This window comes from Geobacillus kaustophilus (genome assembly GCF_000948285.1).
In the GTDB taxonomy this organism is placed as follows: Bacteria; Bacillota; Bacilli; order Bacillales; family Anoxybacillaceae; genus Geobacillus; species Geobacillus thermoleovorans_A.
In genome coordinates this window covers 1,420,177-1,437,535 of record NZ_JYBP01000003.1, presented here as the reverse complement: position 1 = coordinate 1,437,535, position 17,359 = coordinate 1,420,177, and the positions used below count along the sequence as shown (strand labels likewise).

General features: G+C 47.4%; 16 protein-coding genes. 14 read left to right on the top strand and 2 right to left on the bottom strand.

The genetic code is table 11. From position 1 onward, the window contains the following. The first annotated feature begins 101 nt into the window (after positions 1-101). Positions 102-1,529: an aldehyde dehydrogenase family protein gene (locus LG52_RS07605; protein WP_044731468.1), complete on the top strand. Its 1,428-nt coding sequence runs from the start codon at positions 102-104 to the stop codon at positions 1,527-1,529. Positions 1,530-1,617: 88 nt separating this feature from the next. Here LG52_RS07605 and LG52_RS07600 read toward each other — a convergent pair whose 3' ends face one another. Then, positions 1,618-3,075, bottom strand: a complete 1,458-nt coding sequence (locus LG52_RS07600) for an ArnT family glycosyltransferase (protein WP_044731467.1) — start codon at positions 3,073-3,075, stop codon at positions 1,618-1,620. A 188-nt stretch (positions 3,076-3,263) separates the two neighbouring features. On the opposite strand from LG52_RS07600, the gene LG52_RS07595 reads away from it, so the two are divergent. Then, positions 3,264-4,028, top strand: coding sequence for an enoyl-CoA hydratase (locus tag LG52_RS07595; protein WP_011231403.1), 765 nt, complete (start codon positions 3,264-3,266; stop codon positions 4,026-4,028). Between the two features lie 68 nt (positions 4,029-4,096). On the opposite strand, the gene LG52_RS07590 is transcribed toward LG52_RS07595, so the two are convergent. After that, positions 4,097-5,251: an amidohydrolase gene (locus LG52_RS07590; RefSeq protein WP_013523926.1), complete on the bottom strand. Its 1,155-nt coding sequence runs from the start codon at positions 5,249-5,251 to the stop codon at positions 4,097-4,099. Positions 5,252-5,471: 220 nt separating this feature from the next. Between LG52_RS07590 and LG52_RS07585 the strand changes: the two genes are divergently transcribed. From LG52_RS07585 to LG52_RS07530, 12 genes are all read left to right on the top strand, one after another. Next, on the top strand, positions 5,472-5,918 hold the full coding sequence (locus tag LG52_RS07585; RefSeq protein ID WP_023633850.1) for an Lrp/AsnC family transcriptional regulator: 447 nt from the start codon (positions 5,472-5,474) through the stop codon (positions 5,916-5,918). A gap of 45 nt (positions 5,919-5,963) precedes the next feature. Beyond that, entirely contained in the window at positions 5,964-6,812 is an 849-nt protein-coding gene (locus tag LG52_RS07580; RefSeq protein WP_023633851.1) for a M55 family metallopeptidase, read from the top strand. A 20-nt stretch (positions 6,813-6,832) separates the two neighbouring features. Beyond that, on the top strand, positions 6,833-7,759 hold the full coding sequence (locus tag LG52_RS07575) for an ABC transporter permease (RefSeq protein WP_031212605.1): 927 nt from the start codon (positions 6,833-6,835) through the stop codon (positions 7,757-7,759). 2 nt (positions 7,760-7,761) lie between these two features. Beyond that, positions 7,762-8,703, top strand: a complete 942-nt coding sequence (locus tag LG52_RS07570) for an ABC transporter permease (protein ID WP_033011492.1) — start codon at positions 7,762-7,764, stop codon at positions 8,701-8,703. Positions 8,704-8,718: 15 nt separating this feature from the next. Continuing rightward, a complete protein-coding gene (locus LG52_RS07565) occupies positions 8,719-9,729 on the top strand; it encodes an ABC transporter ATP-binding protein (protein WP_023633854.1) in 1,011 nt (336 codons plus the stop codon). Then, entirely contained in the window at positions 9,730-10,692 is a 963-nt protein-coding gene (locus LG52_RS07560) for an ABC transporter ATP-binding protein (RefSeq protein WP_033011474.1), read from the top strand. A gap of 27 nt (positions 10,693-10,719) precedes the next feature. After that, on the top strand, positions 10,720-12,345 hold the full coding sequence (locus LG52_RS07555; RefSeq protein WP_033011476.1) for a peptide ABC transporter substrate-binding protein: 1,626 nt from the start codon (positions 10,720-10,722) through the stop codon (positions 12,343-12,345). Positions 12,346-12,415: 70 nt separating this feature from the next. Continuing rightward, positions 12,416-12,787 (top strand): DUF3899 domain-containing protein, encoded by a 372-nt coding sequence (locus LG52_RS07550; protein ID WP_044731466.1) that lies wholly within the window; start codon positions 12,416-12,418, stop codon positions 12,785-12,787. A 34-nt stretch (positions 12,788-12,821) separates the two neighbouring features. Then, positions 12,822-13,424 (top strand): pyroglutamyl-peptidase I, encoded by a 603-nt coding sequence (gene pcp / locus LG52_RS07545; protein ID WP_023633857.1) that lies wholly within the window; start codon positions 12,822-12,824, stop codon positions 13,422-13,424. 333 nt (positions 13,425-13,757) lie between these two features. Further along, on the top strand, positions 13,758-14,852 hold the full coding sequence (locus tag LG52_RS07540) for a GntR family transcriptional regulator (protein ID WP_013523914.1): 1,095 nt from the start codon (positions 13,758-13,760) through the stop codon (positions 14,850-14,852). Positions 14,853-14,946: 94 nt separating this feature from the next. Beyond that, positions 14,947-15,633, top strand: coding sequence for an L-ribulose-5-phosphate 4-epimerase (araD, locus tag LG52_RS07535; RefSeq protein ID WP_044731465.1), 687 nt, complete (start codon positions 14,947-14,949; stop codon positions 15,631-15,633). A gap of 16 nt (positions 15,634-15,649) precedes the next feature. Beyond that, positions 15,650-17,344 (top strand): ribulokinase, encoded by a 1,695-nt coding sequence (locus tag LG52_RS07530; protein ID WP_044731464.1) that lies wholly within the window; start codon positions 15,650-15,652, stop codon positions 17,342-17,344. Positions 17,345-17,359 lie beyond the last annotated feature (15 nt).

Sequence of the window (17,359 nt, the reverse complement as noted above, 5' to 3'; positions counted from 1 at the left end):
GGATCAAAAAAGAGGATTCTGGCAAATTTGCGGCGAAATAAAAAATGTATTGACACAGGCAATGTTTGGGTTGCGAATATTAGTTAGGAAAGGATGAGAACATGGCGGAAAGAAAAAAACTATACATCAACGGCGAATGGCGGGAAGCCAAGTCTTATACCGAACTGAAATCGCCGTATTCGCGCGAGACGATCGCTGAAATCCCGGTGGCGACGGAACAAGAAGTCGATGAAGCGATCGCCGCGGCGTATGCGGCGCGGCAAACGATGGCTGCTATGCCGGCCTACGAGCGGGCGGCTATTTTAGAACGGGTCGTCGAGCAGCTGAAAGCTCGGCAGGAAGAAGCGGCAAAATTGATCGCGCTTGAAGCGGCCAAGCCGATCACAACGGCGAGAGGGGAAGTGGCGCGCACGATCCAAACGTACAAATTCGCCGCCGAAGAAGCAAAGCGCATCCATGGGGAAACGCTGCCGCTTGACGCGGCGCCGGGAGGGGAAAATCGCATCGCCCTGACGGTCCGCGAGCCGATCGGCGTCATCGGGGCGATCACACCGTTTAACTTTCCAATGAACCTAGTCGCCCATAAACTCGGCCCGGCCATCGCCTCAGGCAACACGGTTGTGTTGAAACCAGCGAGCCAAACGCCGCTGTCGGCCTACTTTATCGCTGAATTGTTCGAGAGAGCGGGTTTGCCGAAAGGGGCGCTTAACGTCGTGACTGGGAGCGGCCGCACGGTCGGCGATAAAATCGTCACCGACCCGCGCATCAGCATGATCACTTTCACCGGCAGCCCGGAAGTCGGCATCGGCATCCGCAATAAAGCGGGCTTAAAGCGGGTTACGCTTGAACTTGGGTCGAACTCGGCCGTCATCGTCGACGAGCACGTGGACATTGACCGCATCATTCCGCGCTGCGTATTCGGCGCCTTTACGTTCCAAGGACAAGTGTGCATCTCGCTGCAGCGCGTCTATGTCCATGAAAAACGGTATGACGAGTTCGTCGAAAAATTTGTCGCTGCGGCGAAACAATTAAAAACGGGCGATCCACTCGATCCGAACACGGACGTTTCGGCGCTGATCACGCCAAACGATGTCGACCGGGCGCTTTCCTGGATCGAAGAGGCAAAACAAAGCGGCGCGAACGTCGTCCTCGGCGGTGAACGGGACGGCAACATTTTGTTTCCGACGGTAATTTTGGACGCCGAACCGACGATGAAAGTGTCGTGCCAGGAAGTGTTCGCCCCGATTGTGTTGATCAACCGCGTCCGCTCAATCGACGAGGCGATCGAGCTCGTGAACGACTCGCGCTACGGCTTGCAGGCAGGCATCTACACCGACAACGTCCATACCGCGTGGAAAGCGGCGAAACAACTGCACGTCGGTGGCGTGCTGATCAACGACATCCCGACGTTCCGCGTCGACCATATGCCGTACGGCGGCGTGAAAGAAAGCGGGTTTGGGCGTGAAGGCATTCGCTATGCGATCGAGGAAATGACGGAGTTGAAGTTGATTATTTTTAACGAAAGTTAAGCGAGATGAGAAGAGATAGGAGGAAAGTTTCTGTTAGGAAAGAATGGCTGTGCAGCCTTGGAGCGAGCGTCACTCCAAGGCTGCCTCATTAAGCGTGCTTTTCCAAAATATATCCCCAACGGTTCGAGGCGAGAACAGACAGGTGGTATTTATGCTCGAGCTGTTTGCTGAACCATGCTTTTTTCACGAGAAGCAGGCTTCGGCTTGTATGCAAGAACGTTTTCAGCCCTCCGTGCCGAGGTTTGAGGTCATTCGCAAGCTCTGCTGTCAAGACCGCATTTTGCGGCCAGCGACCCTTCTCGTGCAACGGATGGTACATAAACAGTTCGTATCCATGAACAGGCATTTGGGCGGTCTGCTGAAGCAATGCCAGTTCGAAATTTGGCTTGGGATGATGGATATAATGTTGAATATTCGTTTCGTAAAACGATGCGACGAACAACAGTCCGGCAAGCAGCAGCCCGCGTGCTCCCCACGTTCCTTTTCTCCATAATTGACTTGCGCAAATGCCAATCAACATGCAAAGCGGCGGATAGACAGGGAGGATGTACCATCTGATTTTCGTCTTAGCTATGGTAAACATGAGAAGCGGGACGCAAATCCAAAGCAAAATCCCGATCACATCTTCTTTCAATCGATGGTCTGTTCCTTCAAACGCTAAAAGACGAACGCCTTGCATGTAACTGATGACCATGATTCCGACCAAGAGCGCCAGCCACCAAAAGAAAAAATGAACAAGAATGATGCCGTAGTAGGTTTCATCGCCGATATGACCTTCAATGGGCCGAGTGGAGCGCAGCAACAAGTCATATCCGATCATTTGTTTAAAAAAACTGAATCCATCATAGTGATAGCGGGCAAAAGCCCAAGCGAGCACAGGAACAACGAAGGTGAGCGCTGCCCTCCACCATGCGCGCCAGCGTCCTGACTCCCACTGCCTAGTGATGAGAAAATATAAGACCATGATCAACAGAATGTTCCCCGCATGCCAACTTTTCGTTAAAAAAGCAAGTGAACAGGCAAGGCCCGCTGCATACAACCATCGCGTCTGCCGTCTGGCGGCCAGCAAAGAAAGGATGGATAACGTAAAGAAGAATACAAAGAGCGAATCCGCATCTCCTGTGCGAGCGCAATGGTTGAGAAGATATTGGGTGCTAGTAGACAAGGCAAGCAATGAGACGATCGCGGCCATGCTTCCAAACCGTTTTTTCACAAATAGCGCAATGGCAACGGCCGTGAGCGTAGCGCAAATGCCAGACATCAGCCGCAAACCAAGCGCGTTCATCCCAACGAGTTTATAGCCAATCATGATCGCCCAGTAGCTAACAGGAGGCTTTAAATTCCAGTAATCAGGATGCCCAAGGTATGTGTTGACGATCAAGTTTCCATGCCTCAGCATTTCGTATGCATTGACGCCATGACGCGCTTCGTCCCAGCTTGAAATCGGGAATGTTCCTAGATGATAAAAGACGTTGTAGACCATCATCGAGAAGATCAAAGCCGCCGCTGCATAAAACGAGATGTTTCGTACACTTGGATTTCTCATGCGATCCACTCCTTTATCGGCACGCTGTGCTTCGAAAAAAAGCAACACCGACATAGAAGCTATTACAAGTAGATGAAGATGTCAAGCATGGATGTGTTGGAGAACATGATATTTTTGCCGCCAACAAGGAAAAAACAATCTTCATGGCGAATGAAAAGAAATGAATCATCATTCAGAGGAGGAGAGCCATGGAAACGGTTGTGCTGACATTTGACCAAAACAAAGCGATATTGGAACTGAACCGCCCGCAGGCGTTAAATGCTATGGATGTGCAAATGCTAACGGAACTCGTCGACGCGCTGCGGAAAATCAAGGAAAGTGATGCTTCCGTTGTCGTCATCCGCGGCAAAGGGAGAGGATTTTCTGCGGGTGGCGACATTAAGACAATGCTGGCGGTTGATGATCCGAGCCAATTTCAAACTGTGATGAAAACGATTCAGGAGATGATCATGCTCTTGTATACGATGCCGAAAATCACCGTTTCGCTCATCCATGGCCCAGCGGCCGGCCTTGGGTTCAGCTTTGCCTTGGCGAGCGATTACCTCATCGCCACGAAAGAAGCGCGCTTGGCGATGAATTTCATCGGCATCGGCCTCATCCCAGACGGCGGCGGGCATTTCTTCTTGGCCCAGCGGGTCGGCACGGCGAAAGCCAAACAGATCATTTGGGAAGGAAAACCGATGAGCGCGGACGAAGCGCAGCAGCTCGGGCTGATTGACTTCATCGTCGAAGATGAACAACAGGCGGAACAAGCAATCGCTTCCTTGCAAGAAAAACCGCTTCAAGCCATGATCGCCACGAAAATGTTGTACGTCGAACAAACAAAAGAAGATTTGCTTCGCGTGCTCGAACTCGAAACCGACGCCCAACAGCGCATGCGGCAAACCGAAGACCACCGCGAAGGCGTCCGCGCCTTTTTAGAAAAGCGGAAGCCGGTGTTTCGGGGGAGGTAGGGAAGAGAACGGCTTCTGCCTATAGGGGGTAGAAGCCGTTTTAAGCAAGGTTGATGGTTACTTAAGAGTCAGTTACGTTGAAATACGATTTCCCCGTTGATCATGGTCAGTTCCACGCTTTCGCGCAAGTCAAAGGGGTCGCCGCTCCAAATGACGATATCGGCGTCTTTTCCAACTTCGATCGAGCCTACACGGTCTTCGATGCCTAAATGTTTTGCCGCGTTTAATGTAATGGCTTGAAGAGCTAAAGACTCCTCCAACCCATGCTTCACAGCGAGAATGGCGCTCGTCATCAAATGTTCAATGCCGACAACCGGGTGGTCGGTCGTAATCGAGAAAGAGACGCCGGCGTCCCGCAAAGCAAGGAGCGTATGCCATCCTTTATCCGCGAGCTCCACTTTTGATCGGGATGACATGGTTGGGCCGACAGAGACACGGACCCCATTCTCGGCAATATAATTGGCGATATGATGCCCCTCGGTGCAATGTTCGATCGTATAGCGGAAACCAAACTCCTTCGCTAAGCGAATCACTGTCATGATGTCATCGGCGCGATGTGCATGAGCGCGCAGCGGAATTTCTCTTTTCAATACTTTCGCTAAATTTTCCAGTTTCAAATCCCGCTCGACTTCTTTGCCGCTTTCGATTTTTTGCAAGTACGTTTGCGCTTGAATGAACTGCTCGCGGAATAAAGCGGCAATCCCCATTCTTGTTGTCGGTAGTTTTCCTTTTTCCCCATACACCCGTTTCGGGTTTTCTCCAAAAGCGGCTTTCATTCCTGAAGGATGTCGGACCACCATTTCATCAACGGTTTGCCCAGCGGTTTTGATGACTGCCATTTCTCCGCCAATTACGTTGGCGCTTCCGGGCATGACTTGCACCGTTGTTACTCCTGCTTTTCTCGCATCCTCAAATCCTTTATCTTTTGGGTTAATTCCATCGATTGCCCGAACGTGTGGGGTCGTTGGGTTGCTCGTTTCATTGAAATCGTGTCCCTCTTTACCAATCCCTTCCTCGTGTATACCAAGGTGAGTATGAACGTCAATCAACCCAGGTGTAATGAATTTGCCTGAGGCATCGATCATGTTCACTTGATCGGAGGAGACATCCGGCAGCTCGGTTGCCACAGTTTTGATTTTTCCGTTCTTAATGACAATGTGCGCCGATTCCATTCTTTGTCCGTTTCCTACTAGTACTGTTCCTCCGGAAATGACAGTCACCATATGGATTTCCTCCCCCTCTGGAAATATTTCTTCTTAAAATATTTTGGAAAATACAAACGGGCTATTGAATATTTTGTTAATTGTGATTATAATAAAAAATCAAATAGTCCTAATTAAGATACTAAAACAAGTTTTTTGTGCTGTAAATAACCAATTTTATTTCTTATTTGTATCTATTTTCGTTATTAAAATTCCATAACGGTATAGAAAAGGGGAAATTATGAAGTACGAAATCGATGATCTGGATCGACAAATCATTAAACTGTTATCTCGGGATGGTAGGATGTCTTTTACAGAAATTTCTAATCATTTGAATGTTACGGAAAAAACAGTGCGGATGAGGTACAAAAATTTAATCGATCATGGGATTCTCGAAGTGGTGGGAGTCGTGAATCCAATAGCTCTTGGGATTCGCGCAGGGGCGATCATTCGTTTAAAAACGGAAGCGAACAAGTTAATGGATGTGATTGAACAGCTGAAGAAAATAAAAGAAGTTCGCTATATTACGTTAACTTCTGGAAGCTACCAACTTTTAATCCAAATTGCAGTGCCCAGTCAAGATGAAATCACTGAAGTAGTAAAAATGCTAAATGGTGTACACGGGATTCTTGAAATGGATACGATCGTACAGCTCGAAGTATATAAAAACACGTTTGATTATATTTAAAATCGTTAGCTGTTTATAAATTGAAAAAGAAGGGGTGTTGTTGCTATGAAAATTTTTATTTCAGCCGATATGGAAGGGATCTCTGGTGTGGCAACCAACCAACAATTAAAAACGAACAGTGAATACCAGCGGTTCCGTAAGCTCATGACTCAGGACGTCAATGCAGCGATTGAGGGTGCTTTTTTAGGAGGAGCGACGGAAGTAGTGGTTGCTGATGGCCATGGCAATATGTCCAACATCCTGATCGAGGAATTGGATCCGCGGGCGCGCCTTGTCTCTGGGAACAATCGCGTGATGTGTCAGCTCGAGGGGCTTGATGATAGCTTTGACGGGATTATGTTTGTTGGCCATCATGGACGTGAAGGTGGATCGGAAAGGACCATAATCAGTCATAGTTTGGCCGGCATCTGTGTGAATGAGATCAAGATTAATGGCCGTGTTGTTGGGGAAACAGAGATGAATGCGTTTGTTGCAGGTTATTACAACGTACCGGCCATTTTTATCTCGGGTGATGATGCTTATGTGAAAGAAGTGCTTGAAACGTTGCCTCACGTTGAAGCGGCTGTAGTCAAGCGCGGGATTGACCGCTTTGCGGCGGAGTTGCTTCACCCGACAAAAGCGCATGAGTTAATTAGAGAAAAAGCGAAACAGGCCGTACAGAAAGCGAAACAATGCCCTCCGTTGAAACTAGAAGGGCCGGTTACCTTTGAAATTGAATTTAAAGGACCAAACCAAGCGATGATGACAACGACATTACCGACAGTGACATTAATCGGCCCGAAAACGATCACGTTTACATGCAATGATATCGTCACTGCCTATAAACATATGTGGGGATGTGTCATTATCGCCATGACGGCGACGAACGGCGTGCTAGGGCATGTGAATGCTTAGAACAAGGGAGGGGAATGACCGTGTACGTCATGAAACGTCTGGTGACAATGGTTGTCACCGTTTGGCTCATCGCCACATTAACTTTTATCATCATGAAATCGATTCCCGGTGATCCATTTGCTTCCGACGCTAATGTGTTGCCTGAAGAAGTATTGCAAAACATTCGGGCGAAATACAACTTGGACAAGCCACTGCCAGTCCAGTATGCATTGTATATGAAAAATTTAATAACGTTTGATTTAGGACCATCGATTCAGTCTGAAACAAGGGACGTAAATACCCTTATCGCAGACGGATTCCCTGTTTCCGCGCTTCTTGGATTGCAAGCGTTGGTGATTGCCGTTGTGTTTGGATTGTTGCTTGGCATTATCGCTGCGCTAAACCATAATAAGCTGCTTGATCATATAGCGATGTTTATTGCCATTGTAGGCATTTCTGTACCAAGTTTTATTTTAGCGCCATTGTTAATCAAATATTTTGCTGTTGAGTGGGGAGTTTTGCCTGTAGCGTCTTGGGGAACATGGGCCCATTCCATCTTGCCGTCGATCGCGTTGGCTGCCACCCCGATGGCAGTGATCGCCCGTTTTATGCGTTCTAGCATGTTGGAAGTGATGCAACAAAACTATATCAAAATGGCAGAGGCAAAAGGGCTATCCCCGATCGCTATTGTCATCAAGCATGGCATACGAAATGCTATTTTACCAGTCATTACATTTATCGGCCCGTTATTTGCTGTTTTAATTACCGGAACATTCGTTATTGAGAAAATCTTCGCTATACCAGGGTTAGGAAAATATTTTGTCGACAGCATCTTTAACCGTGACTATCCGGTTATTTTAGGCACGACGGTTTTCTTCAGCACGATTCTTGTCATTACGTTATTTCTTGTCGACCTGTCATATCGCTTGATTGACCCAAGAATTAAGTTGACGAGCAGGGGGGAATGAGCGTGATTTCAGCGAAAGAAGAGGCCGACTTATTTCGTCCTATCGACCGTAGCAAGCTTCAGTCAGATGCCATTCAAAGACCGAGTCTCAGTTTTTGGAAGGAAGCCGGTTTGAAAATCATCAAAAATAAAATGGCGATGTTCGGGGCGTTGCTCTTATTATGCATCGTTATTATGGCCATTATTGGACCTCACTTAGTTCCATATAGTTACGATGATCAAAGTTTAACGAACGGAAATCAACCGCCTTCCAGCAAACATTGGTTTGGAACAGATGATTTAGGGCGAGATATGTGGTCGCGCACATGGTATGGCGCTCGCATATCGTTGACGGTTGGTTTTGTGGCCGCTCTCATCGATTTGGTTATCGGGGTGTTGATTGGCGGCGTCTCAGGATATATGGCAGGAAGAGGAAAACTAGGAGATCGAATCGACAACATTTTAATGAGAATTGTCGAGGTATTGTATGGCATTCCTTACCTATTAGTTGTGATCTTGCTCATGGTTGTGATGGAGCCGGGGTTATGGACGATCATTGTCGCGCTCTCGATCACTGGATGGGTAGGGATGGCCCGAATTATTCGCGGCCAAATTCTTCAGTTAAAGCAACAAGAATACGTTATGGCGGCCCAGAAACTGGGAACGTCTCATGCAAAAATTATTTTCCGACACTTGCTGCCCAACACGTTAGGAATCATTATTGTAAATTTAACGTTTACGATTCCTCAGGCCATTTTTGCTGAATCATTTTTAAGTTTTTTAGGATTAGGCGTACAAGCCCCATTTGCCAGCTGGGGGACGATGGCGAATGATGCTTTGGGGGTCATCTTAAGCGGCCAATGGTGGAGACTGTTTTTTCCGGGTCTCATGATCTCGTTAACCATGTTCGCTTTTAACGTATTTGGAGATGGCTTGCAAGATGCATTAGATCCGAGAAGAAAGTAGGGGGTGATCATTTCAATGGGCCATCTATTGGAAGTAGAACATTTAAAAGTGATATTCCCGATCTACGGTGGGGAAGTGCAGGCGGTTCGAGATGTTTCGTTTTACATTGATCAAGGAGAAGTGGTTGCTATTGTCGGGGAGAGCGGGAGCGGCAAGACCGTGACCGTGCAAACTATTATGGGGTTAATTCCAAGAAAAAATATTAAAGAAGGAAAAATTCTCTTCAACGGAAGAGATCTCACTCATTTATCCAAAAAAGACATGCGAAAATTAAAAGGTTCAGAAATTGGGATGGTTTTCCAAGATCCAATGACTTCATTAAACCCAACGATGAAGATCGGCAAACAGATTGCAGAAGGGATGCGGAAGCATCAAAAACTATCAAAGATCGAGGCGAAACAAAAGGCAGTCGATCTGTTGAGGCTAGTAGGGATTCCGAACGCGGAAGAAAGATATCACCAATATCCCCATGAGTTCAGCGGCGGAATGAGGCAGAGAGTAGTGATTGCGATCGCTTTAGCCTGCAATCCCAAACTACTTATTGCTGATGAACCGACGACGGCATTGGACGTAACGATCCAAGCGCAAATTCTCCATTTAATGAAAGAGCTGCAGCAAAAGATGGGCACGTCGATCATTTTAATTACCCATGATTTAGGAGTAGTGGCCGAAATGGCGCAACGGGTGATCGTTATGTATGGCGGGACGGTCGTGGAAACGGGGGATGTTTTCGATATATTTGAAAACTCCAAACATCCGTATACATGGGGGCTGTTGCAATCGATTCCGAATTTGCACGAAAAGGAAAAAAGACGTTTAGTGCCGATCGAAGGGGCACCTCCCGACCTTTTTTCACCGCCAAAAGGCTGTCCGTTTGCTCCGCGTTGCCAATATGCAATGGAAATTTGTGTTAAAAAAAGCCCTCAGGAGTTCGTTATTTCCGAAGGACATACAGCGAGATGCTGGCTGAATGATCCGAGAGCTCCAAAGGTGGAACCACTGGTTGCAACGGGGAGGGAGCAGTGAATGTCCGAAGAGATTTTGCAGGTGGAGAACGTAAAAAAATATTTTCGGATTGGCCCGAATCAAACGGTAAAATCGGTCGATGACATTTCGTTTTCGATTCGCAAAGGGGAAACATTTGGATTAGTGGGAGAAAGTGGAAGTGGAAAATCGACGTTAGGGAAGATGATTGTAGGCCTCCATGCTCCGACTTCTGGCACGATTCGTTTTGACGGCCATGAGTTGGCGGGTGATTTGGACCGATCGACAAGGAAAAGGTTGAACCGGGAAATGCAGATGATTTTCCAAGATCCTCATGCGTCGTTGAATCCGCGGATGAGGGTTGGCGATATTATTGCGGAAGGTATTGATGCCCATCAGTTAGCGAAAGGAAAAGAACGGCAGGAGATGGTGTACGCTCTTCTTGAAAAAGTAGGATTACATCCGGAACATGCACAGCGGTTCCCCCATGAGTTTAGCGGGGGGCAGAGGCAAAGAATTGGCATTGCCCGTGCGTTGGCGGTTAAACCGAAATTTATTGTTGCCGATGAGCCAATCTCGGCTTTGGACGTGTCGATTCAAGCGCAAGTCGTGAACTTGCTGGATGATTTAAAGCAAGAGGAAAATTTAACCTATTTGTTTATTGCCCATGATTTAGGGATGGTCAAACATATTAGCGATCGGATAGGGGTGATGTACCTTGGCAAGATGATGGAAATTGCAACGAGTTCCGAGCTGTTTGAAGAACCGTTGCATCCTTACACGCAGGCGCTTTTGTCAGCTATACCGATCCCTAGCCCAAGATTGGCGAGAAAAAGGGAAAGAATTGTTCTATCCGGGGATCCGCCGAGTCCCGTCAACCCGCCAAGTGGCTGCAGATTTCGGACGCGATGCCCATATGCCATGGATATTTGCAAGGAAGAGGAGCCAGCTTGGAAGGAAGTCAGAAAAAACCATTGGACAGCTTGTCATTTATATCATCAGTAAAAATATTCAAGGGAGGATCAATCAAGGATGAAAAGAAGTCTTCTAACTGTATTGGTGTTGTTGCTATTCGTTTCAACGGCGCTCGCCGGTTGCGGCAATGAAACGCCGTCAAATGAAGGAGGCGAGGCGACCAAGAATATTAAGCAGGAAATTACGTTGAATGCAAAGACCGAGCCGCCTAGCTTAGACCCTGCTATCGCATCGGATACGACGTCGGGATGGGTGATCGACCACCTATTTGAAGGATTGTATACGAAAAATCAAAAAGGAGAGCCTGTATTAGGAGCCGCAAGTGATGTAAAAATATCAGAAGATGGAAAAACGTATACGTTTACGATTCGTGAGGATGCAAAATGGTCTGACGGTGATCCAGTCACGGCCTATGACTTTGAATACGCTTGGAAACGTGTGCTTGATCCGAAGACAGGGAGCCCGTTCGCTTTTTATATGTATTACATCAAGGGGGCCGAAGAATATAACAAAGGAAAGGGAAGCGCGGATCAGGTAGGGATTAAGGCGTTGGATGACAAAACATTCCAAGTGGAATTAAAAGCACCGTTGGGATATTTTGATAAATTGCTGACCATGTGGACATTTTATCCAGTGAAAAAATCTCTCGTTGAATCGAACCCGAAATGGGCAGCGGACGCAAAAGGATATGTAAGCAACGGGGCTTATCGTTTGACAGAATGGAAGCATAATAGTGAAGTTGTCATCGAAAAGAATGAACATTATTGGAACAAAGATCAAATTAATATGCAAAAGGTAACATGGAAGATGGTCAATGATGCGACGACATACTATCAAATGTATAAAACAGGGGAGCTTGACTTAATTGACACCTTGCCGACTGACGTCATTGACCAAGAAAAAAATAATAAGGAGTTTAAAATCACTCCATACTTTGGTACGTATATGTTTATGCTGAATGTAGACAAACCACCGTTTACGAACGCAAAAATTCGCCGCGCTTTTGCCATGGCCATTGATCGGGAGGCAATTGTCAAAAATATTACCAAATCTGGTGAAAAACCGGCTTATGCCTTCGTACCATACGGTGTCAATACTCCGAAAGGCGATTTCCGCGAAGTGGGCGGTTCTTATTTTGAAGAGAACGTCAAAGAAGCGAAACAGTTATTGGAAGAAGGTATGAAGGAAGAAGGATGGACAAAGCTTCCAGAAGTCACGCTAATGTATAATACCGCCGAGAACCATAAAAAAATTGCTGAAGCTGTTCAAGAAATGTTGAAAACGAACCTTGGCGTGAAAGTGAAACTGGCCAACCAAGAATGGAAAACATACTTGGAAACGACACAGCAGTCCAATTTCCAAATGGCCCGCATGGGTTGGGTCGGTGTGTTTGTTGACCCGACAGTGATTTTGGATTACTACTTAGGTGACAGCCCGAACAACCGCACGAACTGGGTAAACAAGCGATTTGATGATTTGATGGCCAAAGCGAAAGTAGAACAAGATGACCAGAAACGATATGAACTCCTCCATGAAGCGGAAAAAGTATTAATGACGGATTTGCCGTTTATCCCTGTTTATTTCTATTCGCAAAATTATTTAACGTCGCCGAAATTCAAAGGCATTGTCTATCCTGTCAACCGTTATCCGGATGTGCGCTGGGCGAAAAAAGTAGCGGAGTAAGATAAATAAGGGGAAGAATTATTCCTAATATGGATAATTCTTCCTCTTTTTCTCCGTAAGGAGGGGGAGCATGGCGCTGTACTTCGTGGCTAGTTTTTGTACGATCGCTGTTTTGTTATGCATAAAACGATTTTATGAGATGAGTGCACTTGTTTTCATTAACGAGTGTTTTTTGTTGGGCCTTACGTTATTGGCGCTGGAAGCGGCGTTGTTTGTTCATCAAACCGGTTTTTTCCGCCCTTTTTTCCAAGGCTTTCAGCAACTATACCGATGGATAGTGCCGAAACCAAAGATGTTGATTCGGGAAGAAGAAAAGTGGGCAAATGATGTTTGGTTGAAGGATTGGAAAAATCGAACGACGGATCGCATCAAAACTGTTTTGCTTGGCACGGGCACAGGATGTTTATTCATATCCCTGACTTATTTATTTTTCTACTATTAAACTGAAACGTTTAGCGTTGGGAGGGATATTCTTAATGAAAAAGCTGTTATTAACAGGGTTTGAACCTTTTTTGGAATTTCCTATTAACCCAACGGAACGAATTGCGACAGAACTGGACGGAATGGAGATTGGAAAGTATCAGGTTTACGGCCGCGTGCTTCCGGTTGACTTTTCGCAGTCGTCCTTGCGCTGTTTAGAGCACCTGGAACAAATCCAACCGGATGTCGTTATGTCGCTCGGTCTCGCTGCCGGTCGTACAAAAATCACCCCCGAACGAGTAGCAATCAATTGTCAAGACGGAGGGCCGGATAACCGTGGAATACATGTGCAAGATGAGCCCATTGTCGAAGACGGACCAGCAGCTTATTTCTCTACATTGCCGATCCGCCGGTTTGTCAATGTCCTGAATGAGCGGGGATACCCTGCGCAAATTTCTAATACGGCAGGAACGTATTTGTGCAACCATGTCATGTATTCTGTCTTGCATAAAATAAGCAGTGAAAATTTGTCCGTGCAGGCTGGCTTTGTCCACCTCCCTGCCTCTCACGAGCTTGCCGTTCGGCGTCCGACTCTCCCGAGTTGGTCGCATAAGGATTTGTGGAATGCGGTTGTGTCGATGATTGAGGAGTTGGAGTAGTTCGTTATTTTGTTTTTCATCCCCTTTTTTCCATTGGGTGGTTTTCTCTCATTCCTAGTGGAGAAAAGGGGATTTTTGTGCGTAAATTTGGAAAAACATTGCATTTCAAATTCCGAAGTGCTCCTATGACGTGATTGAGAGAAAGACGGGAGCATTGTTGAACTCTACCATCCAATTCAATGAACTTAACGAAAACGACCCCGCAAGGCCATGGAAGAAGGAATGGATGAAATGTTTGCTTCTTTCTTGAGATTATAACAATAGATACGGACAAATAAAAACTGTTATAATAAAATTAATTTGTATCTCATTATTTTATCGTTGAGGTGGACTATGAAGGAGAAAACGCTGCCGAAATATCTGCAATTAAAACAAGAAATTTTATCTTGGATCATTTCCGGACAAATGAAGCCGGATGAGAAAATTCCGACCGAGCATGAGATCGCCAACCAGTTTCAACTAAGCCGACATACCGTTCGGCAAGCGCTGGGAGAACTCGAGAAGGAAGGATGGCTGTACAAAATCCAAGGGAGCGGCACATTTGTGTCCCGACCGAAGCCGAAAGAACAGGTGGATACGAAAACGATCGGAATCGTAACGACCTATATTTCCGATTATATTTTTCCCCATATCGTCCGAGGAGCGGAGGAGACGCTGCGGGAAAAAGGATACCGTCTTTTGCTTGCCAGCACGAATAACGATAAACAGAGAGAGAAAGAGCAGCTTGAGGAGATGATCCGGGAGCCGTTGAGCGGACTGATCATCGAGCCGACTAAAAGCGCGCAAGGGAATCCGAACCTTGGCTATTACTTGTCGCTCAACAACCTTCACATCCCGTATGTCATGATTAACGCCCGTTATTTGGAAGTGAGCTGTCCATGCGTGAAAATGGACGATGAGCAGGGAGGATTTTTATTGACTGATCATCTCATTCGTTTAGGGCATCGCCGAATTGCCGGTTTCTTTAAAACTGACGATTTGCAAGGGGTGGATCGTTTGCGCGGCTTTATTCGCGCCCATCAGCAACACGAGGTGCCTGTGGCCACGGAGTATCTTCTTTCCTACGCAACAGAGGAGAAATGGACAAAGCCGCTTGAGGTGGCGCGGGAGTTTTTGCAACGGCCGAAAGAGGAGCGCCCGACAGCCTTTGTGTGCTACAACGATGAGCTGGCGATTTTGCTTCTTGAAGTCATTCGCCAACAAGGGCTGTCAGTTCCCGATGATCTTTCGATTGTAGGGTTTGATGACTCGACGTTTGCGACAGCGACGGAGGTGAAATTGACGACGATTCGCCATCCGAAAACAGAAATGGGCGTTCAAGCGGCTGAGATGCTCATTCAAATGATCGAACAACGATCAGTCGATAAAATTGGCGATATCATTTATCGACCAGAGCTAATTGTCCGTAACTCAACAAAGGAAATTTAAAAAATGTACGAGGAATCAAAAAAGTTATAGAAAAATTGTACGTACAATAATATAATGGAGGTGAGGAGTTTTTTTATAGAGGGAGTGGAGGCTGATGCTTGAGGAATTGAAACGAGCCGTATTAGAGGCCAACCTGCAGCTCCCGCAATACCGCCTCGTGACGTTTACGTGGGGAAATGTGAGCGGGATTGATCGGGAGCGCGGGTTGGTTGTCATTAAGCCAAGCGGGGTGGCGTATGACAAGTTGACCATTGATGATATGGTGGTCGTGGATTTAACTGGAAATGTGGTGGAAGGGGACTTAAAACCGTCGTCGGACACCCCTACCCATCTTTGGTTGTATAAGCAATTTCCGGGGATCGGAGGAATTGTTCATACCCATTCGACTTGGGCGACTGTTTGGGCGCAGGCCGGAAAAGGAATTCCGGCATTAGGAACGACACACGCAGACTATTTTTATGGGGAAATTCCGTGCACCCGTCCAATGACCAATGAAGAAATTCAAGGAGCCTATGAACTAGAGACTGGAAAGGTCATTACGGAAACGTTCCGCTTTCTCGACCCGTTGCAAATGCCAGGTGTTTTGGTGCACGGCCATGGCCCGTTTGCTTGGGGCAAAGATCCAGCGAACGCCGTTCATAATGCCGTTGTCTTGGAAGAAGTGGCGAAAATGGCGGCAAGAACGTACATGCTCAATCCAAATGCAAAGCCGATCAGCCAAACGTTGCTTGATCGCCACTATTTGCGCAAGCATGGCGCAAACGCTTACTATGGGCAGTAAAGGGAGGGAGACCGAGATGGGGAAAAAGTATGTCATTGGCATTGACTATGGCACCGAATCGGGACGAGCGGTTCTTGTTGATCTAGAAGGAAACGAAATTGCGGACCATGTCACTCCGTATCCTCATGGAGTCATTGATGAAGTGCTGCCGGAATCGAACGTACAACTCGAGCCAGACTGGGCGCTGCAACACCCGGCTGATTATATTGAAGTATTGGCGACCGCTGTCCCGACGGTATTGCAAAAGTCAGGGGTCAACCCAGCCGATGTGATCGGGGTCGGCATTGATTTTACTTCATGCACGATGCTGCCGGTCGATGCTTCTGGCGAGCCGCTTTGTCTAAAGCCAGAATTCAGGAACCGTCCGCACAGTTGGGTGAAATTGTGGAAGCACCATGCCGCTCAAGATGAGGCGAACTTGCTCAATGAAATTGCGGCCAAACGAGGCGAAGCATTTTTGCCGAGATACGGCGGAAAAATTTCATCCGAATGGATGATTGCGAAAATTTGGCAGATTCTAAACGAAGATCCGGAGATTTACGAACAAACTGATCTTTTCCTCGAGGCGACTGATTGGGTCATTTTCAAAATGACCGGCAATATCGTCCGGAATAGCTGTGCGGCGGGCTATAAGTCCATTTGGCATAAACAGGACGGCTATCCAAGCAAGGAGTTTTTTCGGTCGCTTGATCCGCGGCTGGAACACTTAACAGAAACGAAACTGCGCGGCCCGATCGTTCCGCTTGGTACGAGAGCAGGCGTGCTGACGAACGAAATGGCCGCTATGATGGGCCTCCTTCCGGGAACAGCTGTCGCCGTCGGAAATGTCGATGCCCATGCGGCCGTACCAGGCGTCGGAGTCGTCGAGCCAGGCAAACTGGTGATGGCGATGGGAACCTCGATTTGCCATATGCTGCTGGGCACAGAAGAAAAATACGTCGAAGGCATGTGCGGCGTTGTGGAAGACGGCATCATTCCCGGATATTTCGGTTACGAAGCCGGCCAGTCGGCGGTGGGGGACATTTTTGCTTGGTATGTCGAACAAGGCGTTCCGGCTTATGTGAAAGAAGCGGCAGAAAAAGAAGGAGTCAGCGTTCATGAGTGGCTGGAAAAACGAGCTGCTGCCTACCGACCGGGAGAAACTGGTTTGCTTGCGTTGGACTGGTGGAACGGCAACCGCTCCGTGTTGGTCGATACCGATTTAACCGGGCTCATCGTCGGATATACACTGCTGACAAAACCAGAAGAGATTTACCGTGCGCTGCTTGAAGCAACGGCCTTTGGCACGCGCAAAATTATTGATGCGTTTGTTGAAAACGGTGTCAACGTTGACGAGTTGTACGCATGCGGCGGATTGCCGCAAAAAAATAAGCTGCTCATGCAAATTTATGCCGATGTGACCAACCGCGAGATCAAAATCGCGGCGTCGAAGCAAACCCCGGCAGTGGGGGCTGCCATGTTCGCGGCGGTCGCGGCCGGCAAAGAGAACGGCGGTTATGAATCAATCGTTGAGGCGGCGCGAAACATGGGAAAAGTGCGTGAAGAGACGTTCAAACCGATTCCGGAGAATGTCGCGATGTACGAGCAGTTGTACCAAGAATATACGAAGTTGCATGACTACTTCGGCCGTGGGGAAAACGATGTCATGAAACGGCTTAAACATTGGAAAGAAACCGCACGAGCGGCGAAAGAATCTATGACTTTATCGTGAACGGGGAGGAGCAAT

Coding starts and splice junctions, on each gene's coding strand:
- LG52_RS07605 (WP_044731468.1), top strand. CDS start 102: ATGGCGGAAAGAAAAAAACTATACATCAACGGCGAATGGCGGGAAGCC.
- LG52_RS07600 (WP_044731467.1), bottom strand. CDS start 3,075: ATGAGAAATCCAAGTGTACGAAACATCTCGTTTTATGCAGCGGCGGCT.
- LG52_RS07595 (WP_011231403.1), top strand. CDS start 3,264: ATGGAAACGGTTGTGCTGACATTTGACCAAAACAAAGCGATATTGGAA.
- LG52_RS07590 (WP_013523926.1), bottom strand. CDS start 5,251: ATGGTGACTGTCATTTCCGGAGGAACAGTACTAGTAGGAAACGGACAA.
- LG52_RS07585 (WP_023633850.1), top strand. CDS start 5,472: ATGAAGTACGAAATCGATGATCTGGATCGACAAATCATTAAACTGTTA.
- LG52_RS07580 (WP_023633851.1), top strand. CDS start 5,964: ATGAAAATTTTTATTTCAGCCGATATGGAAGGGATCTCTGGTGTGGCA.
- LG52_RS07565 (WP_023633854.1), top strand. CDS start 8,719: ATGGGCCATCTATTGGAAGTAGAACATTTAAAAGTGATATTCCCGATC.
- LG52_RS07560 (WP_033011474.1), top strand. CDS start 9,730: ATGTCCGAAGAGATTTTGCAGGTGGAGAACGTAAAAAAATATTTTCGG.
- LG52_RS07555 (WP_033011476.1), top strand. CDS start 10,720: ATGAAAAGAAGTCTTCTAACTGTATTGGTGTTGTTGCTATTCGTTTCA.
- LG52_RS07550 (WP_044731466.1), top strand. CDS start 12,416: ATGGCGCTGTACTTCGTGGCTAGTTTTTGTACGATCGCTGTTTTGTTA.
- pcp (WP_023633857.1), top strand. CDS start 12,822: ATGAAAAAGCTGTTATTAACAGGGTTTGAACCTTTTTTGGAATTTCCT.
- LG52_RS07540 (WP_013523914.1), top strand. CDS start 13,758: ATGAAGGAGAAAACGCTGCCGAAATATCTGCAATTAAAACAAGAAATT.
- araD (WP_044731465.1), top strand. CDS start 14,947: ATGCTTGAGGAATTGAAACGAGCCGTATTAGAGGCCAACCTGCAGCTC.
- LG52_RS07530 (WP_044731464.1), top strand. CDS start 15,650: ATGGGGAAAAAGTATGTCATTGGCATTGACTATGGCACCGAATCGGGA.